Origin of the sequence: Pedobacter aquae (assembly GCF_008195825.1) — a bacterium.
In the GTDB taxonomy this organism is placed as follows: Bacteria; Bacteroidota; Bacteroidia; order Sphingobacteriales; family Sphingobacteriaceae; genus Pseudopedobacter; species Pseudopedobacter aquae.
In genome coordinates, this window is record NZ_CP043329.1 from 3,607,715 (window position 1) to 3,632,363 (window position 24,649).

General features: G+C 34.1%; 18 protein-coding genes and 1 pseudogene. 10 read left to right on the top strand and 9 right to left on the bottom strand.

Annotated elements, in window-relative coordinates:
• Positions 1–11: 11 nt before the first annotated feature.
• The 3 genes from FYC62_RS15970 to FYC62_RS15980 form a co-directional block, all read right to left on the bottom strand.
• Positions 12–1,253: a metallophosphoesterase gene (locus tag FYC62_RS15970; RefSeq protein ID WP_149075657.1), complete on the bottom strand. Its 1,242-nt coding sequence runs from the start codon at positions 1,251–1,253 to the stop codon at positions 12–14.
• Positions 1,254–1,260: 7 nt separating this feature from the next.
• Positions 1,261–2,742, bottom strand: coding sequence for an AAA family ATPase (locus FYC62_RS15975; protein WP_149075658.1), 1,482 nt, complete (start codon positions 2,740–2,742; stop codon positions 1,261–1,263).
• A gap of 236 nt (positions 2,743–2,978) precedes the next feature.
• A complete protein-coding gene (locus tag FYC62_RS15980; protein WP_039450046.1) occupies positions 2,979–4,076 on the bottom strand; it encodes a vWA domain-containing protein in 1,098 nt (365 codons plus the stop codon).
• A 285-nt stretch (positions 4,077–4,361) separates the two neighbouring features.
• Here FYC62_RS15980 and FYC62_RS17725 point away from each other — a divergent pair, with 285 nt between their 5' ends.
• Both FYC62_RS17725 and FYC62_RS15985 read left to right on the top strand, forming a co-directional pair.
• Entirely contained in the window at positions 4,362–4,718 is a 357-nt protein-coding gene (locus FYC62_RS17725) for a DUF1016 N-terminal domain-containing protein (protein WP_240534761.1), read from the top strand.
• 17 nt (positions 4,719–4,735) lie between these two features.
• Positions 4,736–5,374, top strand: coding sequence for a PDDEXK nuclease domain-containing protein (locus FYC62_RS15985; RefSeq protein WP_240534762.1), 639 nt, complete (start codon positions 4,736–4,738; stop codon positions 5,372–5,374).
• A 113-nt stretch (positions 5,375–5,487) separates the two neighbouring features.
• On the opposite strand, the gene FYC62_RS15990 is transcribed toward FYC62_RS15985, so the two are convergent.
• The 3 genes from FYC62_RS15990 to hemW all read right to left on the bottom strand — a co-directional run bounded on the left by FYC62_RS15990 (position 5,488) and on the right by hemW (position 8,060).
• Positions 5,488–6,036, bottom strand: a complete 549-nt coding sequence (locus FYC62_RS15990; RefSeq protein WP_149075659.1) for a fasciclin domain-containing protein — start codon at positions 6,034–6,036, stop codon at positions 5,488–5,490.
• A 160-nt stretch (positions 6,037–6,196) separates the two neighbouring features.
• Positions 6,197–6,931: an SDR family oxidoreductase gene (locus FYC62_RS15995; protein WP_240534763.1), complete on the bottom strand. Its 735-nt coding sequence runs from the start codon at positions 6,929–6,931 to the stop codon at positions 6,197–6,199.
• A complete protein-coding gene (gene hemW / locus FYC62_RS16000) occupies positions 6,921–8,060 on the bottom strand; it encodes a radical SAM family heme chaperone HemW (RefSeq protein ID WP_149075660.1) in 1,140 nt (379 codons plus the stop codon). The genes FYC62_RS15995 and hemW overlap by 11 nt, the downstream gene beginning before the upstream one ends.
• A 160-nt stretch (positions 8,061–8,220) precedes the next feature.
• On the opposite strand from hemW, the gene FYC62_RS16005 reads away from it, so the two are divergent.
• The 7 genes from FYC62_RS16005 to porN all read left to right on the top strand — a co-directional run bounded on the left by FYC62_RS16005 (position 8,221) and on the right by porN (position 16,692).
• A complete protein-coding gene (locus FYC62_RS16005; protein ID WP_149075661.1) occupies positions 8,221–9,906 on the top strand; it encodes a ShlB/FhaC/HecB family hemolysin secretion/activation protein in 1,686 nt (561 codons plus the stop codon).
• Between the two features lie 98 nt (positions 9,907–10,004).
• Positions 10,005–10,877: a DUF4271 domain-containing protein gene (locus FYC62_RS16010; protein WP_205943736.1), complete on the top strand. Its 873-nt coding sequence runs from the start codon at positions 10,005–10,007 to the stop codon at positions 10,875–10,877.
• 10 nt (positions 10,878–10,887) lie between these two features.
• On the top strand, positions 10,888–11,655 hold the full coding sequence (locus tag FYC62_RS16015) for a uroporphyrinogen-III synthase (RefSeq protein WP_039450078.1): 768 nt from the start codon (positions 10,888–10,890) through the stop codon (positions 11,653–11,655).
• 276 nt (positions 11,656–11,931) lie between these two features.
• On the top strand, positions 11,932–13,281 hold the full coding sequence (porK, locus tag FYC62_RS16020; RefSeq protein WP_149075663.1) for a T9SS ring complex lipoprotein PorK/GldK: 1,350 nt from the start codon (positions 11,932–11,934) through the stop codon (positions 13,279–13,281).
• 41 nt (positions 13,282–13,322) lie between these two features.
• Positions 13,323–14,132 (top strand): type IX secretion system motor protein PorL/GldL, encoded by an 810-nt coding sequence (gene porL, locus FYC62_RS16025; protein ID WP_149075664.1) that lies wholly within the window; start codon positions 13,323–13,325, stop codon positions 14,130–14,132.
• Positions 14,133–14,180: 48 nt separating this feature from the next.
• Positions 14,181–15,740 (top strand): type IX secretion system motor protein PorM/GldM, encoded by a 1,560-nt coding sequence (gene porM / locus FYC62_RS16030; protein WP_149075665.1) that lies wholly within the window; start codon positions 14,181–14,183, stop codon positions 15,738–15,740.
• 22 nt (positions 15,741–15,762) lie between these two features.
• The gene (gene porN, locus FYC62_RS16035) at positions 15,763–16,692 is read left to right on the top strand and encodes a type IX secretion system ring subunit PorN/GldN (protein ID WP_149075666.1); all 930 of its coding nucleotides are present in this window, start codon (positions 15,763–15,765) and stop codon (positions 16,690–16,692) included.
• A gap of 50 nt (positions 16,693–16,742) precedes the next feature.
• Here the strand turns inward: porN and uvrC are convergent, their stop codons facing one another.
• The 3 genes and pseudogenes from uvrC to porW form a co-directional block, all read right to left on the bottom strand.
• Positions 16,743–18,545 (bottom strand): excinuclease ABC subunit UvrC, encoded by a 1,803-nt coding sequence (gene uvrC, locus FYC62_RS16040; RefSeq protein ID WP_039450085.1) that lies wholly within the window; start codon positions 18,543–18,545, stop codon positions 16,743–16,745.
• Between the two features lie 8 nt (positions 18,546–18,553).
• A pseudogene (locus tag FYC62_RS16045) lies at positions 18,554–20,799 on the bottom strand (transglycosylase domain-containing protein).
• Between the two features lies 1 nt (position 20,800).
• On the bottom strand, positions 20,801–23,674 hold the full coding sequence (gene porW / locus FYC62_RS16050; protein WP_449406384.1) for a type IX secretion system periplasmic lipoprotein PorW/SprE: 2,874 nt from the start codon (positions 23,672–23,674) through the stop codon (positions 20,801–20,803).
• Positions 23,675–23,778: 104 nt separating this feature from the next.
• On the opposite strand from porW, the gene FYC62_RS16055 reads away from it, so the two are divergent.
• Positions 23,779–24,642, top strand: coding sequence for a M23 family metallopeptidase (locus FYC62_RS16055; RefSeq protein ID WP_039450096.1), 864 nt, complete (start codon positions 23,779–23,781; stop codon positions 24,640–24,642).
• Positions 24,643–24,649 lie beyond the last annotated feature (7 nt).

Consider the following 24,649-nt stretch of genomic DNA (forward strand, 5'->3'; position numbering starts at 1 on the left):
TAGAGCATGTTTTAAGCGCTCTTCAATTCAAATATCGTGATTTCAGGTAACATTCCAACCCTGCCTGGGTAACCAATAAAACCAAAACCTACGTTAACATATAGCTGTTGATTGTTTTCTTGATATAAGCCTTTCCATTGCTCGTAAATATACTGAACAGGGCTCCACTGGAAATCACCTGTATCTATCCCAAATTGCGAACCGTGGGTGTGCCCAGAGAACATCACATCTATTTGAGGGTAATCTTTTAAAACTTGAGCTTTCCAGTGCGATGGGTCGTGAGATAGTAGCAATTTAACCGCTAAGTCATCAGTGTTTTTTACCGCTTCTTCCATCTTTCCAAATTTAGGAAAACGCCCAGCACCCCAGTTTTCTATACCTAAAATACCTATCTCTTCGTTATCAACTTTTATGCTACGGTGTTCGTTTATCAATAAATCCCAACCCATGTTTTTGTGGGTTTTAATAATGTCTTGATGGTTTTTATCTTGTGCAGCTTGTGATGGCCATTTTTCATACATGCCATAATCATGATTACCCAAGCAAGAGAATACACCTAAAGGTGCTTTTAATTTCGAGAAAATATCCTGATAATCTCGCATTTCTGAAGCTTTACCATTTACCAAATCGCCGGTAAAGAAAGCAATATCTGGTTTTTCATTCAGCAACATTTCTACACCACCTAAAACAGCTTTTTTATTGTAAAAACTACCCGAGTGTATATCAGAAAGTTGCGCTATTTTAATACCATCAAAAGCTTTAGGCAAGTTTGGTAAAATTAAGGTTTGCCTTTTGATACGATAATCATGTGCGCCAGAAGCAATACCCCAACTTAATGTACCAAAAGGAATAGCAGCAACGGCCATTCCTGTTTTTACTAAAAACTCGGACCTACTGATGTTGTTTCCTGCCTTTTCTACAGCAACTTCTTTTTTGTTTGATTTTCTTTTAAACCAGATGATGAGCCTTCTAAAATCATCTATCAACAGAATAGGGATGAAGAAAAACTTACTGACGAAGGTTAAGAAAAACGCTACTAAAGTAACAGAGCGAATACCCAGTTTGATATTGAAAAATATCGATATCAAGACACCAATCAGTAAAACGATGGTATAACCCCACCAAATATTTCTGAAACGCTTTTTCTTTTGGGTAGACCAATTTGGGAAAATACTACGAATTGCGTTGTAGATATATACATCAAAAACCACTAGTAAAATGGAAATGATGATTAAAGAATATATTCTGCCCATTTAATTGTTAATAATTATCATCATAATCTTCTTCATCGTCTTCAAACTCGGCAGTGAATAAGCTGTTAAACATATCTTTAAACTCAAAACCAGTTTCTAAAAAGCCTTTGCTAATTAAAGAAAATTCGGCCAAACCATGTAAAACAAATTCCATCAATAATAGATGCTGATTTTTACTTAAAGATGGATGTATTTTCTTTACTAAATCTTTTAAACCAGGAACGCTGTTTAATTGCTTTTCGTACTCTTTCTGCGTTAAATGATCTAAAATATGGATGGTATTACCCGCACTAAACCAATTGATGATTTCGGCATATAAATTCCCAGTTTTAGATTTTTTCATCTTCTCTGGGTCTGGGAAATAAGTAGCTAGTAACGTACGTATTGCCTTACCAATTAAGATATTAGCCACTTTTGCTGGGCCTTCCAATTCTCCTTCGTAAACCAATTCTATTTTTCCGGTGATGGCTGGTATAACGCCCAAGAAATCTGTAATGCGTACAAAAGTAGATTTTTCATCATTCAGCAGCATTCTTCTTTCTGCATGGGAGATTAAATTCTCATAAGCAGAAATGGTTAAACGAGCCGATACACCAGATTTTTTATCTATATATTCAGAATTTCTAGCTTCAAAAGCTATTTGTTCTATCAAATCTTTTACCAAGCCATCTGCCTCTATTAAACGTTGTTCATCTGTAAGGGCGGCTTCCTGCTGAGTAATTTTTCTTGATATTTCTACAGATTTAGGGTAATGTGTTAAAATCTGACTTTCTATACGGTCTTTTAAAGGCGTAACAATAGAACCACGGTTAGTATAATCCTCTGGATTAGCTGTAAATACAAACTGCACATCAAGCGGTAAGCGTAATTTAAAACCTCTTATCTGAATATCTTTTTCTTGAAGGATATTGAACAGGGCTACTTGAATACGGGCTTGTAAATCTGGCAATTCATTAATCACGAAGATGCTTCTATGCGCTCTTGGGATTAGTCCGAAATGAATTACTCTTTCATCAGAATAATTTAATTTCTGCGTAGCAGCTTTAATAGGGTCAACATCGCCAATTAAATCTGCAACGGTAACATCTGGCGTGGCCAGTTTTTCTGTATACCTATCGTTACGGTGTAACCACGCGATAGGCGTATCATCACCCATAGTTTCTATGGTATGTTTACCAAACCAGCTGATAGGGTTCAAGGGGTCGTCATACAAATCAGAACCTACAATATAAGGTACATATTCATCTAAAAGGTTAACCATTAAGCGAGCAATACGTGTTTTTGCTTGTCCTCTTAAACCTAATAACAAAATATTATGTCTGCTTAATATAGCCGTTTGTAAATCAGGCAGAACGGTATCTTCAAAACCAATGATGCCTTCAAAACCTAAATCCTTACTTTTTAATCTTTTAATGAGATTCTCTCTTAACTCTTCCTTAATGGATCTGCTCTTGTATCCCGATTTTTTTAGTTCTCCTAATGTTGTCATGTTTTTTTTAGTTTGTTAGGTTTTAGTTGGTTAGTTGGTTAGGCTTTGCATGGTTTTTTATCTATTGACTATTGACCATCGCCCATTGACTATCGACCATTGACCATTGTCCATTGACTATCGTCCATCGACCATTGACCATCGACCATCGTCCATCGCCCATGGACCATTGACCATTTTCCATTGACTATTGACCATTGTCCATCGACCAATTACCAATGAACTAATCCACACCCCTACCTTACTGTTCTTCTTCTGTTTTTAATATAATCTTCAAAAATATATTCGCCTAAGCCTTTTAGAGAGCTGTAAAAAGCTCTGCCGCCGTTTACTTCTGTAAACTGTCTTACAAACTGTTGTAAGTAAGGGTCGCGGGCAATCATAAAAGTGGTGATAGGGATATTTAGTTTTTTACATTGGGCTGCCATGGTTAAGGTTTTGTTAATCACCTTTCTGTCTAGCCCGATACTGTTTTTATAATATTTTAAACCTTCTTTTAAACAGGTAGGTTTCCCATCTGTAATCATGAAGATTTGCTTATTATGTGTTTTTCTTCTGCGTAAAATATCGGTAGCCAATTCTAAACCTGCGTAAGTATTAGTATGGTAAGGGCCAACCTGTAAATAAGGCAAATCTTTAATACTAATAGGCCATGCATCGTTACCAAAAACAACAATATCTAAAGTGTCTTTTGGGTATTTGGTACTGATGAGCTCTGCCAGCGCCATAGCCACCTTTTTTGCGGGTGTAATACGGTCTTCCCCATATAAAATCATGGAGTGAGATATGTCTATCATCAAGACTGTAGAAGTTAGGGTTTTATAATCTCTTTCCTCTACTTCTAAATCTTTCTCGGTCATCATAAAATCATGGATACCATGATTGATTTGTGCATTATGGATAGAGCTGGTCATATCTATCTGGTCTAAGCTATCGCCAAATTGATATTCTCTTCTATCGGCATTTTTCTCTTCACCGCTGCCAGAACTACTGGTATTGTGATTACCTTTTCCAGATTTTTTAAGCTTACCAAAAATTTCTTCCAAGGCAGATTTTCTGATGGTTTGCTCGGTCTTTGCAGTAATATTAAAACCACCTTTAGGGTCATCATCACTTAAATAACCTTTATTCTTGAGGTCTTCAATAAAATCGCCCATGCCGTAATCGTTATTGGTAAGCTTGTGTTGCTTATCCAACTCGTTAAGCCAAGCTAAAGCTTCGTTGGCGTCTCCGGCGGTATAGTTTAGAAGTTCAAGAAAAAGCTTAAGCAGTTGTTCAAACCCACCTTTAGGCAATTCTTCTTCAGAAAATTTAGAAAAACCGTATCCTCTCATTGCTGCAAATGTTTCATTGTTAACGATTGATAAAGTTAAAAGTTTGTAAGGCGAGCTATTAAGTTTTTAGGTTAAATTGTTGTCATATTACCGTTTCCCTATCTATTAACTTCTTACTTTATTTTTTTTTCTTAAAAAGCTATTCTAAGCAATAGAATTTCATTAATATTGGATTCTATGAATAAGAATAGGGCTATGATAATTAAAGAATTAGCTCATTTCAGATACAAATAAGATTCATCATTATCACATGATACTGTCAGCAAATTTAGTTTTTGATAATTTATGCAATACATACAAGAGATAAAACAAATTTTAGCTCAAGCAAGGCAAAGAAGCTACCAAGCTATAAACACAGCTATGGTAGAAGCTTATTGGAGAATAGGCGAGAAGATTGTTTTGGAAGAGCAGAATGGTAAAGACCGAGCTGATTATGGAAAAGCCATTATAAAAACTATTTCTAAGGAACTTTCTGATGAATTTGGCAGAGGTTTTTCTGAAAGGAATATCCGTAATTTTAGGCAATTCTATCTCACTTTTCCTGATACTGAGATTTGGCAGACACTGTCTGCCAAATTGAGTTGGTCTCATTTTCAGTTAATTATGAGCGTAACTAATAAAGATGCTCAAAATATTATTTAGAAGAAGCCGCACAAAATATGTGGAGTGTACGCACTTTAGATAGAAATATTTCTACCTTATATTACCATAGGCTTTTATCATCACAAGTAAAAGAACCTGTTGAAGCAGAAATGCAAGAGAAAACTCAATCCCTACAACAAGATGCTTTTGAATTTATAAAAAGCCCAGCTGTTTTAGAATTTTTAAACCTTCCTAATAATTTAGGTTATACAGAACAAGCTTTGGAAAGCTCGTTAATTGATAATTTACAAAAGTTTATTTTAGAGCTAGGTAAGGGGTTCGCTTTTGTAGAGCGCCAACAATTGGTAAGAACAGAAACCAGCGATTTTTATATCGATTTGGTGTTTTATAACTATATTTTAAAATGTTTTGTAATTATTGATATCAAAACTACTAAAATTACGCATCAGGATGTAGGGCAGCTAGACATGTATGTGCGTATGTATAACGATTTAAAAAAGCAAACCACAGATAACCCAACCATAGGCATTTTATTATGTACCGAGACTGATAAAACCATAGCCAAATACTCTGTACTGGCAGAAAATAAACAACTTTTTGCTACCAAATATTTGCCTTATTTACCTACCGAGGAAGAATTAATTGCCGAGATAGAACGCGAAAAAACTTTATTAAATTTAAGGAATTCACTTTAATAAGGGGAGATATTAATCAAACTGTTTTTTTTATAATAAATGATATCCATTTTAAAACCCAAAAAGCCCAGCTATTACAGCCAGGCTTTTACCCACATCACTATTACGAAAAATTATTTTGGTAATACTACGCTATCAATTACATGGATAACGCCATTTTTTTGATTAACATCTGCAATGGTAACATAAGCAGTTCCTTTGTTTTCATCCCAAAGTTTTACTTTATCGCCATCTAAAGAAGCATATAATTTACCACCATTAACAGTTGTAAAAGTAGCTTTTCCGTTTCCAGCTTTAATAGCTTTAACTACATCAGCAGCAGAAAATTTACCTGCTAATACATGGTAGGTTAAAATGCTGGTTAATTTTGCTTTGTTTTCTGGTTTTACTAGGGTTTCTACTGTTCCGGCAGGTAATTTTGCGAAAGCAGCATTGGTTGGTGCAAATACCGTAAACGGACCTTTACCTTTTAAAGTTTCTACTAAACCAGCAGCTTTTACCGCGGCTACTAAAGTAGTGTGGTCTTTAGAATTTACAGCGTTATCTACAATGTCTTTAGAGGCATACATAGGTGCGCCACCTACCATTGGGTTTTCTTGTGCTTGTACATTTGCAGTTGCCATAGCTACTAAGGCAAATGCTGCTAAAAATATTTTTTTCATTTTCTTCTTGTTTGTTTGGGAGCATTTACGCTGTAAAACAAACACTGGATTTTAAAAAATGAAAAACATTTGTAAATTATTGACTGTTAGTGTTTTAAATATTAAATCACTTCTCTTTTTCTAATCATCTTAGAGAAATAAGTTGGGAAGAAACGTTTTATCAATACACCAAATTTCTCTTTTTGCCTATTAATACTTCTTCTTTTTTACCCTCAACAGCTTTTAAAATTTGTGTAGCACAGTCTAAAGCAGATAAGCCTTCTTCTTGGTTTTTATCCATTTTGTTGTAAAGAGAGCCATCCCCGGTAACAGAGTTTAAGGTAATATCTGTACGGATAAAGCCAGGGCAAATAATAGAAATAGCTATACCATGTTGGTAAACTTCATTCCTTAAAGAATCAAAATAGCCATGCAAAGCATGCTTAGATGCGGCATAAGAACTTCTGTATTGGGTGCCAAATTTCCCCACCAAAGAACTTATAACTACAATATGTCCGCTTTGTTGGTTTACCATTTTAGCAACTATCGCTTTGCTTAATAAAACCGTCCCCCAATAATTGGTATTCATGATTTTTTCTTCTGTAGCGGTTGTGGTTTCTAAGGCCAAAGAACGCTGACTAATTCCTCCGCAATTGAATAGGATATCTATTTTACCATAGATTTTCCAAGCTTCTTCTGCTTTTTGGCTTAAAGTTTCTTTTTGTTCTAAATCTAAAGGTAGGATATGAATATCTAAAGGATTGCCTTTTAGTTTTTGCTTTAAATCATACAGTTTTTCTCTGCTACGGGCAGATAAAATAACCTTAGCACCTTGCTGAAAAAGTATAATACTTAATGCTTTTCCTATACCAGAGGAAGCGCCAGTAATCCAAACAATTTTATTTTTAAAATTCATGGTCTTCTATAAAAAGTTCGGCAGCAATATGGTCTGCATACAGCTTGCCATTGGGTGTTAAAATGAAATGATTTTCTACAAACTTAACCCAATCTTTGGTAACAAATTCTTCTATATTTTGCTTTAAACTTTCGGAAGCATCGGCACCAAAATTATTGATAACATCATGCAAATTTATACCCCACATGGTTCTTAAAGCCGTCATCACATATTCGTTAAAACGGTTAGCAAAGCTCAATTCTTCTATCTCAAAAGGAATAGAGTTTTGCATTAAAGAACTCGTATATTTTGCATTATTAGCGATATTCCACTGCCTACTTATGCCATTAAAAGAGTGTGCTGATGGGCCAATACCTAAATATTTGATACCTTTCCAATAATTGGTATTGTGTTTAGAGTAGCTTTTATTTTTAGCGAAGTTAGAAATCTCATAATGCTCAAAGCCCTGTTCTGCTAGCTTAGCCATTAAAGTTTGAAACTGTTGGGCACTTTGGCTATCATCCATAGGCTTCTGCAAACCTTTTTGTACAAAAGAAGCTAAAGCTGTTTTTTGCTCAACCGTCATGCTGTAACAAGAAATATGTTGAATATCCAATGCCAGCGTTTGGTTAATATTAGCCAGCCATTTTTCATCGCTTAACAAAGGGTAACCGTAAATTAAATCAATAGTGATGTTTTCAAAACCAGCATCCTGGGCAGTTTTAATAGCATATTCACTTTCTTTAGCTTCATGCGCCCTGTTCATCCATTTCAAATCTTCCTCAAAAAAAGATTGTACGCCAATGCTAAAACGGTTGATGGGGGTGTTTCTTAAAGCTTTGATTTTAGATAAGGTTAAATCATCCGGATTAGCTTCTAGCGTAATTTCTGCCTCTTTTGCTATTTCAAAAGTTTGATATAAGGTTTGGAAAATATGGTTTAAATCTGTTTCAGATAGTATAGAAGGCGTACCACCACCAAAATAAATGGTTTCTATTTTTTCTTGTTGCAGATAGTTTTTTTGTATTTGAATTTCTTTAAGGATAGCCGCCAGCATTTCATCCTTATATTTTAAAGAAGTGCTAAAATGAAAATCGCAATAATGGCAAGCCTGTTTACAAAAAGGAATATGAAGATAAATGCCTGCCATATTGCAAATGTAAGGATATGTTGGGTAAGGTTGTTCAGGTTTATGAAATTGCAATCAATATATATGAAAGCGATTGTGTTTTATTTTCAGCGTATCAGTACACTCCCTTTTTTAACCTTAAAATCTTACATTTACTTCATTCATAAGTTTCAGAAGATAAATGTTGAGAAGATTATGGTTTTTATTATTCATCTCTGTCCAATTACAGGCGCAGGAAAAAGCCTTTCAACTTAAATTATCAGGACTTCCTAAAGAGCAACAAATACGTTATACTACAAACTTTACAGATTCTTTAAGTACGCTTACAGAGGTAAATACCATCATCAATCAGCTTCAGTTTAGAGGTTATTTTAATGCAACTGTAAAAGATTATGCATGGAAGAATAAAGAACTAGTGGTTGTTTTAGAAAGCGGGAAACCTTATCAGGCAGCTAGCATCAGTAATGGAAATATACAGCCGCAAATTTTGTCTGACATTAGATTTAGAGAAAAACTTTTTAAAGATGAGTTTTGGGATATCAAACAAATAAGTACCATAAAAAGTGATTTACTTAACTGGTATGAAGGCCATGGTTACCCTTTTGCCCAAGTTTGGTTAGATAGCATCATCATCCAACAGGAAAAAATAAGCGCAAAACTTTTTGGTTTACCAGGCACAAAAATTAGTATAGATACCTTAAGATTGGTGGGGTCTGCTAAAATTAATCCTAAATATTTACATGCTTATTTGGGTTTTAAAGAAGGTGATGCTTATGATGAAGCTAAAATTTCTGATATAGATAGGCGTTTAAAAGATTTGCCTTTTGCTAAACAAGTTAAAGCTACCGAGGTTATTTTTTCTGGAGATTATGCTAAAATTAACATTTTCATGGATAAAGAAAACGCCAACCAGTTTGATGGTGTAATTGGTTTTTTGCCTGATAATGCCACCGGAAAACTACAATTAACAGGAGATTTTAAGCTGAAATTACAAAATGCTTTTAAACGTGGCGAGTTATTAGATTTTAATTATCGAGGTTTACCAGCACAATCTCAAGAACTAAATTTAAGCTTCAACTATCCTTATGTTTTGAATACCCAAATTGGTGTTTTTAGCAATTTATCATTCTTTAAAAGGGATAGTAGTTTCCTAAATCTTAATGCTCGTTTAGGCTTTGCTTATCAATACAATGCAGATAAAAGCTTAGGGTTCTTTGTAGAAAGTTTTACAGGAAATCAAGTAGCTACAAACCTCAACCAAACCAATAGTACAGCCGGAAATGTGCGAACTATTTTTTACGGTTTAGAAAGTAACTTACAAACACTTAATAATAAAATCATCCCTACAAAGGGCTATAGAATATACTTAAATTTTGGTGCCGGAAAAAGAAATCTACAGGCCGACTCTTTAGCCAGTACCGGGCGTAGTCAGTTTAAGCTCATGGCCGATTTTAATTATTATCTAGCATTAAGTAAGCGTTCAAATATTTATATACACAATCAAACAGCTTTAATAAGTGGGAATAATTTATTTGAAAATGAAGTATTTAGAATAGGTGGGATAAAAACTTTTAGAGGTTTTGATGAGCAATCCTTATTAGCAAATGCTTACAGTATCCAAACTTTAGAGTATAGGTATTTCTTAGAGCAACGTTCTTTTTTGAATCTTTTTTATGAACATGCTTATCTACAATCTAATATCAATAACCAAAAATTAACTGATTACCCTTTTAGCTTTGGTGCTGGATTTACTTTTCAAACCAAAGCGGGTATTGTATCTTTAAATTATGCTTTAGGAAAACAACAAAATATTCCCTTAGATTTGCAGCGAGGTAAAATACACTTTGGTATAGTTAGTTATTTTTAATGTTGAGGTTTAGCTTTTTGCTTTTTTTGTTCTTGTGTACAGGCTTGCTAGCTAAGGGTAGTTTTGTACAAGATAGTTTACCTAAAAGAACCGATAGCTTGAAACTTAATACCTATCAAGACTATCGTTTGCAAGACTCGCTAACTAAAGCTAAAATTAAACAGACCAGAGACTCTATCACTTGGCATTATCTAAAGCCAGACCCTAACCGAGAGAATCTTTTTGTGCAACTAATGCTCAAAAAATATATCATCAAAGATTTATCAAAATATATTCACGACAAATCTTTAAAGGCAAAAAATGCCAGTTATGGCACCGGTAAAACCATCCCGAAATTAGATTCTTGGGTGCTTTTTGCAATGTTATTTTTACTGCTGTTGTTTGCTTTGCTAAGAATGATATTCAATAAGGAAATGGGGACTGTTTTTTATGCTTTTTATGATAATAGAGTCCTCGCACAAATTAATAAAGAGGATAACATATTTACTTCCTGGTTCTTTTTGTTCTCATACATCTTATATGCTCTTATTATTGGAATGTTTTTTTATCTGTTCATCATAAGATATGGAAGAGGATTCTCTTTTACAGGTTTTCCTTTATTTTTGAGTATAGCTTTTTATTTAGGCCTTTTTTTAGGTTTAAAAATATTACTGCTCCGCTTTTTGGGCTTTGTATTCCAAGTCAGAAAATTAGTTAGAGAGTACGTAAATGTTATTTATCTTACTTTTTTTAACGTCGCTATTTTATTTATACCCTTAACCATAACCTTAATTTTAACAGTATTTAAAGAAAGTAACTGGATTTTAGCTATAGCAGCAGCCTTTGTAGGAATAATTTTAGTACTTCAATTTGCTCGGGTAGCGGTACAAATCTTATCAAATTACAGGCTTTCAAAGTTTTATTTATTTCTCTATCTTTGCACCTTTGAAATTTGTCCCGTTTTAATAATCATTAAAGCACTCAATATATAATAAAAGGTTTATGCAATCTCAATCGGAAGACAGAAAGAAGAAGGTAAAAAGTATATTAGTTACTTTACCAGAACCTGAAAGTAAGAAATCACCTTATTTTGATTTGGCAGCATCTTTAAACCTAAAGATAGATTTTAGGTCTTTTATTCATGTTGAAGGTGTTCCTGCAAAAGAAGTAAGAAAAGATAAAGTAAATCTTCCTGATTTTACAGCCATCATCCTTACCAGTAAAAATGCAGCCGACCATTTCTTTAGAGTTTGTGAAGAGATGAGGTATGAAGTACCCGCAGATTTAAAGTATTTTTGTATATCAGAATCTATTGCACTTTATCTTCAGAAATATATCCAATACAGAAAGCGTAAAATATTTTTCGGAAAACAAACGCCAAAAGACTTAGCTGATGTTCTAAAAAAACACGGCGGAGAAAAGTTTTTATATCCATGCTCTGATGTTGCTGCAGAAGCAACAGAAGTATTTTTAAGATCGCAAGGTATAGATTTTACACCAGCTGTTTTATTTAAAACGGTAGTTTCAGATTTATCAGACCTTGCAGAAGTGTTTTACGATGTCATTGTGTTCTTTAGTCCTTCTAGTGTACAGTCATTATTTACTAATTTCCCAGATTTTAAACAAAATAATACACGTATAGCTGCTTTTGGAGCTACTACACAAAAGGCAATTTTAGACGCAGGTTTAATTTTAGATATTGCTGCTCCTACGCCTGAGGCACCTTCTATGACGATGGCTATAGAGCAATACATTAAATCAATTAAATAAAAATAATTATTTTAAGATATACCGCAACAATTAAAAGTTGCGGTTTTTTTTTGAAACTTTATTAAAAAGGTCTCGTAATACGTTTATATTAGTATTTTAGGATACACCTTAAATAGGGTATAAGGGGCATTGAACTAAGAATTAAATTTGTTTTTTTAGATTTAGTTATTTGACAATAAAATGTTTTAAAATAATTTTTTATTTTCAAATCTCTAATTTCTGTATATTAGAAACGTTTTTTAAAGCATTTAAAAAAGAAAATAGAAGAAAACGCACATGAAGAAAATATACTTATCAGCCTTGATAGTATTATATATGGCTTTTATTGGATGTGGAAGTGGTGGTCAAGGAGAGCTTGTTGGTATCAAAGGCAAACCTTATAAACAGGAGCTTCCTCTAGGTATGGTTTACATTCCTGCAGGTACTTTTATCATGGGTCAGGTAGATCAAGATGTCACCATTTCTCAATTTCCTCAAAACAAGCAAGTAACCATTTCTGCTTTTTACATGGATGAAACTGAAATCTCTAATAGTGAGTATAAGCAGTTTGTAAATTGGGTAAGAGACTCTATTGCTATCTCTAAGTTAGGTACCAAAGCAGAGAAATACATGCTTAAACCTAAAGGTAAAAATGCCAATAATACGGTGAAGTTAATAGACTGGAAAAAAGTTGGAACTGGTAAAAAAGGCCTTTGGTCTGATAAAACTCTGGTTGAAGACTTAGAAAAGAACATGTATTATCAAGGCAACGAAAAGTTCTTTAACAAAAGAGAGCTTAACGTAGAGCAATTAAGATATAGCTATGCTTGGATAGATTATAGAAAAGCGGCTGATAATCGTGGTGCTAGAGATCCTAATTTAAATAAGAACGGTATTTCTGTAACCAGAGATAATTTCATTATCAAAGAAGAAGTTTATATCTATCCAGATACTTTAGTTTGGATTTCTGATTTTTCTTATGCACAAAATGACCCAATGGTTAAAGGTTATTTTTCACATCCGGCATTTTTGAACTATCCGGTAGTAGGTGTAAGTTGGAAACAGGCAAAAGCTTTTTCGGTTTGGCGTTCTAGATTTAATGAGGCATATAAAGCATCAAGAAATCTTCCAGCAAGGTTAGACTATGATTTGCCAACAGAAGCTCAATTTGAGTATGCTGCAAGAGGCGGAAGAGTAGGTACTAGCTATCCTTGGGGTGGTCCATACATCAGAAATGCAAAAGGATGTTTATTAGCAAACTTTAAACCTGGCAGAGGTAATTATATAGACGATGGTGGAGCAACAACAGTAGCCGTTAAGTCTTATTTCCCTAATGATTATGGTTTATATAATATGGCAGGTAACGTAGCAGAATGGACAAGTTCTATTTACAATGATGTTGCTACTGCTTATGTAAATACTTTAAACCCTTCTTTTGATAGGGCAGTAAAAGAAGGAGATCCTGATTATAACAAAAGAAGAGTTATTAAAGGTGGCTCTTGGAAAGATATTGGTTATTTCTTACAAAACTCAGCAAGGGCATATGAGTATCCAGATTCAGTACGCTCATCTATAGGCTTTAGATGCGTAACACCGTTTACTGGTAGAGATATAACTGACAAACCTAATAAAAACAAACCTTACTAATTTATACACAACTAAACTAGAAATTAATAAACGTATTTAAAATGGCTCAAAAGAAAAAGTTTAAGATTACAATGGATGCAATTATCTCTTGGGGAGCAACTGTTGTTATTATAGGTGCGATGTTTAAAATTCTACACTTACCTGGTGGTGCACTAGTAATTGGTATAGGATTAGGTACAGAAGCTCTTTTATTCTTTATTATGGGATTTATGCCTCCGCATAAAGATCCTAAATGGGAAAAAGTATATCCACAGCTTTCAGAAGATTATGTAGGTGATTTGCCAGATATGAATAAGCCTGTAAAATTAAATGAGCTTGAGATTAAAGGTGGCGCAGCAGGTGGTGGAAGTTTCTTGCCAGATTTGAAAATAGGTGATGATATTACTGCTAAAATAAAAGAAGGTCTAGAAAACTTTAGTAATAAAGTATCGGCTATTTCTAATGCAGCTGACGCATCTGTCACCACTAATGAGTTTGCTGGTAAACTTAAAGAAGCATCTACAAAAGCAGGTAATTTAAGCGTAGCTTTTGACCAAGCGGCAGCAGGTGTTACCGAAATTGCTCAATCTGCACAGCCATCTAAAGAATACCACAACCAAATAAATAATTTAGGGAAGAATATTTCTGCTTTAAATGCCGTGTATGAATTAGAATTACAAGATTCTAGCGCTCATTTAAAATCAATGAATAAGTTTTATCAAAACCTTGCTGCAACCATGCAAAACTTTAACGAGTCTTTAGAAGATTCTAAACAGTTTAAAGAAGAGGTGGGTAAATTATCTAAAAATTTATCTAGCTTAAATGCAGTTTACGGTAATATGTTATCGGCTATGAATCAGCCTAGAGCATAATTAAGTACATATACAATTTATTCATCTGATCACTTAAAATAATTTAGCATGGCAGGCGGTAAAGAAACCCCGAGGCAGAAGATGATTGGTATCATGTACCTTGTATTAATGGCTATGTTAGCTATTAACGTATCTGATACCATTTTAAATGCTTTTTCAACAATAAATAATAGTTTAAAAACATCAACGGCAAACGTTAACGCAAGTTTAACGCAATCTGTTTCTGCTTTTGAACAAACTAAGCTTAAGGAAAATCCTGAAAGGGCTAAACCTATTTTAGACAAAATAAAGCAAGTACAAGCTGTTGCGGCTGAACTTAATGGCTATTTAGACGCTGTAAGGAAAGAATTAATTGAAGCTGGTGGTGGTATTGTTCCAGAGACAGGCGAGATTAAAAATAGAGATGATTTAGACGTTTCTCCCAGAATTATGTGGTCTGATGGTAATAAAAAGAAGGGGAAGGGCTATTTATTACAAACAAAAGTAAACGAGACTAGGGATAAATTATTAAATATTCTAGACCCTCGTGATAGAGCGTCAGTTTCATTTTCATTAGAAGCTAAAGATTCAGATAAAAGAACTACCTCAGGTACTAGAGCAGATTGGGTACAATCTAATTTTGGTGAAGGTACACCAGTTACGGCATCTGTAACCATACTTTCAAAAATAGAAGCCGATGCAAAAAATGCTGAGAATGTTATCGTTAGAAAACTTTTATCTAAAATGGACGAAGCTTTGGTAAATTTAGATGCATTCGCAGCTGTTGCCGTAGCACCTACTTCTTATGTTATACAAGGGCAACCTTATACAGCAGAAGTTTTCTTAACGGCTTATGACTCTAAGCAAAATCCTGACATTGTTGTGAATGGCTCTAAATTATCAACTAAAGATGGTAGAGGCGTGTATTCAGTTAATACAAATAGCGAAGGAGAGTTTAAATGGAAAGGTACTATAAGAGTAAAACAAACTGATGGTACAGAGAAAATTTACGAAACTCCAGAGCAAACCTATAGGGTTGCAAGACCATCAGCGGTTGTTTCTCCAGATAAAATGAATGTATTTTATATTGGTCCAGATAACCCAGTGTCAGTTTCTGCTCCAGGTATCGCTAAAGAAAAATTAAAAGTTAGCATGACTGGCGGTAACCTTTCTGGTGGAAATGGTAAATATGTAGCTAGAGTTAGCGGTGGTTCACAAGCTGTTATAACAGTTTCTGCAGAAGTAGCACCTGGTAAAACGCAGATTTTAGGAACTACAAACTTTAGAATTAAAGAAGTACCGCCTCCAATTGCGACATTTGCAGGTAAAGCATCTGGTACTATCAGTGCATCTGCGGCTAGAAGTACAGGGAAATTAGAAGCAGAATTAAGGAATTTTGATTTCGACTTTAAATATAAAATAAGCAAGTTTACGCTTTACGTTCAGAAGCCAAGACAAGATGCTATTATTTTGCAATCTAGTGATGATAACTTTTCTGGTCAGATAAGACAAGTTATTGGAGGCTTAAATCCTGGTGATGTGGTTTATTTTCTTAATATTTCAGCAGTTGGGGAAACAGGTAAAACGGTTGCTTTAGAAACACCAGTTAGTATACAAGTTGGTAGATAACACTACCTTAAACAATTTTGGTATGAAAAAAATAATCTTTTCTTTTTTAGTAGCTGTAGTGAGTACTTCTGTAGTCTTTGGACAAACAAATGGTGCTGCACAAACTACTACTCCGGCAGTTGCGCAGAAGAAAAAGAAGACTATCGTTAGATCTATACATGATTTTACAGACTCTGTAAAGTATGATAAAAATATTTCTAGAGATAGTATTAAATGTGCTCCAGAGATGCCAAAAGTTAAGGCAGACGATGTTACCTATAGCAAAAGAGTATGGCGGGATGTTTTCTTTGTAGAAAATGCTAATAAATTTCTTTCTGCTGCGGAGCCAAAGAAAAATATCATTAGAATTATTTTAGATGAAGTACGTTCTCAAAAAATAGAGGGCTACAATAATGATAAATTTGAGCTTGATGTAGATAGCGCAACCATAGACGGGACTTTAAATACTTTAGGCATTATAAGTGATGAGGAATTCAGCGATTATGAAAAGAACATCAAGTTTGGCCTAAGAATTATGGAGGATTGGTATTTTGATAAAAACAGATCAGAATTTAAACCTTTCATTATTGGTATTGCCGTTATTGTACCTAATACAGTTAATTTAAACGCTGGTCCGGCAGCACCAGGAGCTGGTGGTCCAGGAGCAGGTGGCGTAAGTAATTTAGGTGAATTGCTTAATAATATGCAACCTGTGGTGTGGATTAATTACCCATCCGTAAGAGAGAGATTATGTAAATATATAGTTGCTCATCCTAATGATAAAATTAAATACAGCTTTGATGATATTTTCCAACTGAGATTCTTTGGTAGCGTTATTACAAAAGAATCTACTCCTGAAGATATCAGAATTAAAGACCGTAAAGATTTAGCTACGGGTATTGATAAGTTATTAGAGGCAGAAAGAATAAAACGCTCTTTAACACAGTACGAGCAAGATTTGTGGGAATATTAATATCTTCAACAACGAAATATTAAAAGGCTTGATTTCAAAATCAGGCCTTTTTAGTTTTTAGAGAAAAATTCTAAAATAGCCTTTGCTTGTTTTAGGTTCACAACCTCAAGCAGCTCTTGTTCTTGTGCTTCTTTTATTTTTTTAACAGATTTAAATCTTTTTAAGAGCTTTTCAGCGGATGTTTTGCCAATGCCATCTATCAATTCAAGCTCTGTTTGTAAGGTGCCTTGGTCTCTTTTCTTACGATGGAAAGTTATTCCAAATCTGTGAGCTTCATCTCTCAGATGCTGTATAATTCTTAATGTTTCTGATTTTTTATCTAGATATAGCGGATACTGGTCTCCAGGGTAATAAAGTTCTTCTAGCCTTTTAGCGATACCAATAACAGCTAGTTTATCCATAATGCCTAAGGTTTTTAAACTCTTTACTGCAGAAGATAGCTGTCCTTTGCCACCATCAATGATAATGAGTTGAGGTAATGGCTCGCCTTCTTCTAAGAGCCTTTTATAGCGTCTCAAAACAGCTTCTTCCATGGTTGCAAAATCATTTGGACCTTCAACGGTTTTAACGTTAAAATGCCTATAATCTTTTTTAGAAGGTTTAGCATCCTTAAAAACAACAATAGCAGAAACCGGATATTTTCCTTGAAAGTTAGAGTTATCAAAACATTCTATATGTTTAGGTAGTTCCTTTAACCTTAAATCTTTCTGCATTTGTGTAAGCAAACGCTCAGTTCTTAAATCGGGGTTTAGCTTTTCATATTGCTCTATTTTATCCTTTTTAAAGAATAAAACATTTTTCATAGATAAGTCTAACAATTTCTTTTTCTCACCTTGTTTAGGTACAGTAAAAGTCAGTTTATCATCATCAATATCTATTTCAAAAGGCACAACAATCTCTTTAGATTTACTTTGGTACCTGCTTCTAAATTCTGATATTGCTAAGCTTAAAAGCTCTTCATCTGTTTCGTCAAGCTTCTTTTTCATCTCAATAGTTTGCGTTTGGATAATGGTACCATGCATTACTTTGAGATAGTTTACAAAAGCAATTTTTTCTTCTGATGCGATGCTAAAGACATCAACTTCAGTAATAGAAGAATTTACAACGGTAGATTTACTTTGATACTTTTCAAGAAGCTCATATTTCTTTTGTAAACGGTGTGCAAGCTCAAAATTAAGTTGCGATGAAGCAACAAGTATCTGGTCTTTTAAACTGCGCAATACGCCACTTATTTTGCCATTTAAGATGTCCTTAATTTCATCAATAGATTGATTATAGTCGACTTCGTTTTGCAAACCTTCGCAAGGGCCTTTACAATTTCCAATCTGATATTCTAAACAAACTCTAAATTTACCAGCCACTATATTGGGTTGCGTAAGGGGCAAGCTGCAAGTACGTAACTGGTAAGTTTCTTTAATTAAGCCTAAGATAGAGTGCATCATCCCCACGGATGGGTAAGGGCCTAAATATTTAGAGCCATCTTTTACAATACGACGCGTCCATTGTATACGGGGGAATTTCTCGTTTTTAATCACAATCCAAGGATAGGTTTTATCATCCTTGAGCATGACATTATATCGTGGTTGATGCTTTTTAATGAGGCTATTTTCTAATAACCAAGCATCAACTTCAGAATCTACAATGGTAAAAGTTATATTCCTGATTTTGCTAACCAGTACCCGAGTTTTGGCATTAACCTTATAATTGTCTTTATTAAAATAAGAGCTAACCCTATTTTTTAAGTCTTTAGCTTTTCCAATATAAATCAGCTCATTAGCCTCATCATAATACTGATAAACACCAGGCTTATGAGGTATATTTTTTATCGCTGCTTTATAATCAAATAACATCATAAATAGAATTAAAACCCTAAACGTTGGTCTAAATCTTCTTTATTTCCCTTGTTGCCACTACCAGTATCAGAACCTTGATATTGGTTACAGTCTAAAGTTATGGAAGAACCAGCGGCTGGTGCTTCAAAATCACCTTTTCTGATACCTAAAGAGGAATCAGCATAAACTTTTTTAATGAATATAGCGAAAATAGGTAGCGCTGTGTTTGCGCCTTCTCCTAAATTGGTGCTTCTAAAATGTATGGCTCTGTCTTCACAGCCTGTCCAAACTCCGGCTACTAATTGTGGTGTTACAGCCATGAACCAACCATCAGAGTTATCGTTGGTTGTTCCGGTTTTTCCACCTATGGGGTTGCTTAATCCGTAGCGATATCTCAATCTAACTCCAGTACCTTCTTCTACTACACCTTTAAGCATATAAGTCATTACATAAGCTGTTTGCTCATTTAAAGCTTGTACAACTTTAGGTTTTCTTTCATACAAGATATTACCATTTTTATCTTCAATTCTTAACAAATATGTAGGTTCTGTCCATACGCCATGGTTAACAAATGCACTATAAGCCCCCGTCATATCATAAACAGAAGCTTCAAAAGAACCTAAAGCAATGGAAGGATAAGGTGGCACATCTGTAGTGATACCCATTCTTTTAGCTAAGGTTGCAACTGCTGTAGGGCCAACTTGCTGCATTACCCAAGCTGTAATAAAGTTTTGAGAGTTTGCTAAGGCTTTTCTTAAAGTTAAGTAACCCGGTAAAGAGCCATGCCCTCTGGGGGTCCAAGGTTCGCCATATCCGGTTACGGTAAAAGGCACATTATTTACTTGATAGCATGGAGATAATCCATTATCTATCCCAACGGCATAAGTAAAAGGTTTTGCGGTTGAGCCCACTTGGCGTGTTCCCATTTTTACTTGGTCATATTTAAAATGCTCAAAGCTTATCCCGCCAACCCAAGCTTTTATTTCACCACTTTTAGGGTCCATAGCCATCATAGAATTTCTCAATATCATTTTATAATATTTGATAGAATCTATTGGTCTCATCATGGTATCAATATTACCTCTCCAACTAAATATTTCCATGGATGTTGGCGTATTGAAATTCTCTTTTATTTCTTCATCAGTTAAACCTTCTTCTTTTAACATTTTATACCTATCAGAACGTTTCATCCCTTGAATAATCAAGTTTTCATTCCCTTTAAATGGGTCTCTGCCTTTCCAATGTGCATTAAATTGTTGTTGCAGCGTTTTCATGTACTCTTTCTGTGCGTCTTCTGCGTAGCGCTGCATTTTAGAGTTAATGGTCGTGTAAATACGCAAACCATCTCTATCTAAATCATAACTACTGCCATCAGCTTTTCTGATAGACATTTCTTCAAAAGTATCTTGTATGTCTTTCTTTAAAACAGCTCTGAAATAGGTTGCTAAGCCTTCGCTATGGCTGGTTCTGTTAAGATCTAAGTTTAAATCCTGAGCTTTTAATTCATCAGCTTTTGGCTGGTCAAGAAAACCTTCATCTACCATTTTTTGCATGATAAGATTACGTCTGCCTAAAGCTCTTTCTGGGTTTCTAGTGGGCGAGTATAAAGTTGTACCTTTTAAAATACCCACTAAAGTAGCTGCCTGTGCTGGGTTAAGTTTTGCAGGTGTTGTATTGAAATAGGTACGGGCAGCAGCTTTTATACCGAAAGAATTGTTACCAAAATCTACCGTATTTAAATACATGGTGATGATTTCTTCTTTGGTATAGTTCCTTTCTAACTTCACTGCCACAATAAGCTCTTTTAGTTTCTGAGGAATTCTTTTGATAACAGATCTTTCTCTGGCTTTTTCAGAGAAGAGGTTTAAAGCCAATTGCTGTGTTATGGTACTTGCACCTTGTTTTTTTCCAACAAGGTTATAAAAATAATAGTGAATGTTCTTTTAAAATCTATACCAGAATGGTCTAAAAATCGTACATCTTCTGTAGCTACTAAAGCGTTAATCACATTAGGAGAAATATCTTTAAACCTGATATTAGAGCGGTTTTGTACATAATAATTTCCTAATTCTACCTTATCTTCAGAAAGGATAGAAGAAGCTAAATTACTCTTAGGGTTTTCTAAATCTCTAAACGATGGGAGCTCTCCAAATAATCCTAATCCAGTAGCGCTAATGATCAAGATAATAAAGAGTACGAAGCCTCCAACGCATTTCCAAAAAATACGATTATACCTTTTAATATCTTCTAAAGAAATACTCTCTTTTCTTTGCATGTTATTTTATATAATTTAAATACTGGTTTAAACTTTCTGTATCCTTTATTAACAGTAAGTTAGGTTCAGAAATTACAAACTTCCTGTAATCATTAACTGGCAGATTTAAAATACTTGGTAGTTCTTTTTCTAAGTCTGATAAAGCTTTTTCTGCCAAATCTTTATTATTCAACTGCGCCCTAATGGCTATTAACTTATCTGTTGTACCAATTGTTCTGATGGTAAGGTTAACCGTTGATGGGTCAAATTTAGAATAAAAATACTTGGTAAGTTCAGCAAAAGGCTTAGCTACATTAATATTTGCATTTTTTATGTTGATGATGATAACATGTTTCACCCTAGTATTGGTGGTGAAGGCTATTGCAGCTGGTTTTTCTGGTGCTGGTTTAGCCGTTAGTACTTCTTCCTTAATAGCCGTTTTTTCTGGGCTTGCTTTAGGTATGGCCTCTGCTATGGCAGCTGGTTTTTCTTCTTTTATAACGGTTTTATCTTCCTTTACAGGGATATTTTTAGCGATATTATCTTTTGTGATTTCTGGTTTAACCTCTGTTTTTGGTGTATTGATATTTTTAGCTACCGTTAGAGGTGGCTTTTCATCCTCTTCTGCTTTAGGGATGTATAGTTGTACCTGATTTACAGGGGCATTTTCTTTCTGTGTATAAGGATTGTAAGCTAATAAAGCAGTAGGGCGACTATAAAAATTAGTTTTATTTTCATTGATATAAGCCAATTGTGCTTTTATAGTGGGGATGATGGTCGAGTCAGATGGATAGTCGTCAACTATTTTTTGTAATTGCGCTACAAATAACTGGGGTTTTTCCGCATATCCTAAAGCCATGGTTTTTAAGTAGTCAAACTTTGGAGCTAGGTTAGGGTAATTATTCACTTTGGCTGCTAAAGCATCAATTTTACTTATAGTTTCAGTATATTTTTTCTGTTGGTATAAGGCATAAACTTCTTCATACTTCATTGTCAATGCGTCTAAAGCGGCTTGGTCGTTTTGATTGAAATTGGGGTTGATGATGGCTTTAGCGTAAATAGATTGCGGAAAATCATTGATCAATAAAGCTTTATATTTATTTGATTGTTGACGATTAACTTGCTCATAAATCCTGTAAAGCTGATAATAAATCTCAGCCAGTTTTTCATCCTGAGCATTATAGTCTTTTATCAGCATTTCTAAAGCTTCTATAGAAGCTATTTTATCATCTAATACATCTTTATAGAAAAGAGCTATCTCATAACGGGCTGTTTTAACTTTGTTTAAAGAAGCCATTCTCGCTTCACTAGTTAAAGGTACAGTCTTTAAAAAATCGGCCTTTAAAGAGTCTATACTTTCTGCTTGTGTAGCCAAATTATTATTTATCCCACCTAAATTATTAGCTAAACCTGCAGCAGCATTGTTATTGGCAGAAGAGCTTCCACTTATCCGCCAATTATCTTGTAATTTTCTATTTCCCCATCTCTTTTTAAAATCGCTCATTCCTTGGCTCATAGCCAAAGGGTTATTAAAATAAAAGGAGCCTGCATTTTTGTTACTAGCAGATGCTTCTGGTATACTAACAAAAGCCTGATTGGTGTTTTCTTGCTTTTTAATAGCCTCTTTTTCAATTTTGATTTTAATTTTATCTTGGATATAGGCTTCTCTTGCTTCATCAGTTAAGGTAGAAAGCATTAACAATTCTTGTTCTTTCTCTATCAAAGTAAGGCGCTGAGCTAAATATTGAAGGTTGTTGGCCTTAATCACAATATTTTGGTAGCCTGGATACTCTTTAGGTAAACTTTGTAAAGTGCTATCATAATAAAGTTGTGCCTGCGTATAGTTTTTTAACGAATCGAAATTAACTTCAGCAAGTTTTAAATAAGATAAACCTCTTTGTTTTTGCGAGCCAGGCATTGTATGTGCAGATGTTTGATAATATTCCTGTGCTTGTGCTAAATCTCCCTGCTGTAATAGAGTGTTCGCAATTTGATAATATATTTGGTCTTTAAATTCTCTGTTTTTATCTTCTTTCAATAATCTTTTAAGGGTTGCAATTTTATTGAAGTCTTTACCGCTTGCATTTTCTTCTAGTTTGATACGAGCTAAATTTGCATTAAAAGACATTTCAAAAGCAGCATTACTTCTTACCACTTTAGCATAATTGCTGTAAGCATCTTTAGGCTGATTATTTCTTTCTTGAAGCTGCGCTAAAATAAAAGTCCATCTGGTTTTTTCGTATCTATTTTTAGTGAAACCCACAGCTTTTTTAAGGTGGAAAATAGCAGAATCTATATCTTGATGATAAAGATGACTTTGCGCTAAAGCTGCATTTAGTTTAGCCCTATGATGTTTAAGATTTTTGGCATAAGCATATTTTAAAATAGAATCTGCTAGTTCATAATTGTTAATAGCAAAATTAGATTTTCCTTGCCAAAGAAGACCTTCAATAGTGTTTTTCTTTTCTTCCGGGAAATTGCTACTTATATAGCCAAAGTATTCTATGGCATTATAATAATTACCTTTTAGGTATTCTGATTTTGCCAATAATAAAAAAGCATCATCTACCCATCTGCTCTCAAATTTTTCAAGGGCAATTCTGTTTGCTCTGCTTACTACTTCGTTTAAATTCTCTGTTTCAGATGATGAAGCGGCTTCATTTGGTAAAGGATAAATAGCTAAAATTTCATTAAAATCATCTTTATGTAAGCTTCTGATATTGATTTCTGATTCGCGAAGAAGTTCAGATGCATTAAAATAAATGTTGTAATGAGCAGTTATATTCTTCATCATAGAAGTTTTTTTACCTTTCTTTTTGATGAAGCAACCAGGAGAAAAAATGCTAAAGACAAATATAAATAGCCAGTAAAGACTAGTAATTTTATGAAATCTCAAAATATTGATTTTAAATATTACAACTAAATACGAGCAAATTTATTTTATATTGCCAATATTCACTATCGTAAAGATATTAATAAGAGCAGAATATTAAGGAAAGGATGAGTAAAAGAAAAAAACTCTCGGCCCGTTTAAAAGAAAAATACAAGTTAGTTATACTAAATGATGATACTTTTGAAGAGAAGGCATCGTTTAGAGCATCATTATGGTATTTATTAATAGCTACATCTGCATTTGCTATTGTACTTGTTTTTCTCACCATAGTCATCATTAAAATAACTCCTTTAAGAGAGTACATCACTGGTGTTACTGATATTGATAATAAAAGAGATATTATTTCAACCTATGCTAAAGTAGATTCCTTAGAGCGATTAGTAAAGGCAAATGATTTGTATTTAGAAAATCTTAATCAAATCATTAGCGGAAAGTTAGATCAAGATAAATTAAGTAAGCCAAAGGATAATAACATCAAATCAGACAGTATAAAGCTTAGCCAAAAGCTTTCTAATGATGAAAAAGAACTTAGAAAACTGATAGAATCTGAAGGGAGATTTGATTTAAGTGAAGGTAGTACCGGAGCAAAAAGCGGCATAGCAACCTTTTCTTTTTTTAGCCCTGTTAAAGGAAAAATATCCTCTAAATTTGACAATAATCAACAACATTATGCTGTAGATGTGGTAACTCGTAAGAACGAAAATATCAAAGCTACGCTAGACGGAACCGTAGTTTTTTCAAATTTCACCCCAGAAACAGGTTATGTAATTGCGATACAGCATGCAAATAATATGTTATCTTTTTACAAGCATTGTTCTGCATTATTAAAGAAAGTTGGTAGCTTCGTAAGAGCAGGAGAGGTAATTGCTGTAGTTGGCGATAGCGGAGAATATACAACCGGGCCTCATTTGCATTTTGAACTTTGGTTAAATGGTTCGCCAGTAAACCCAGAGAATTATATAACCTTTTAAATACAAA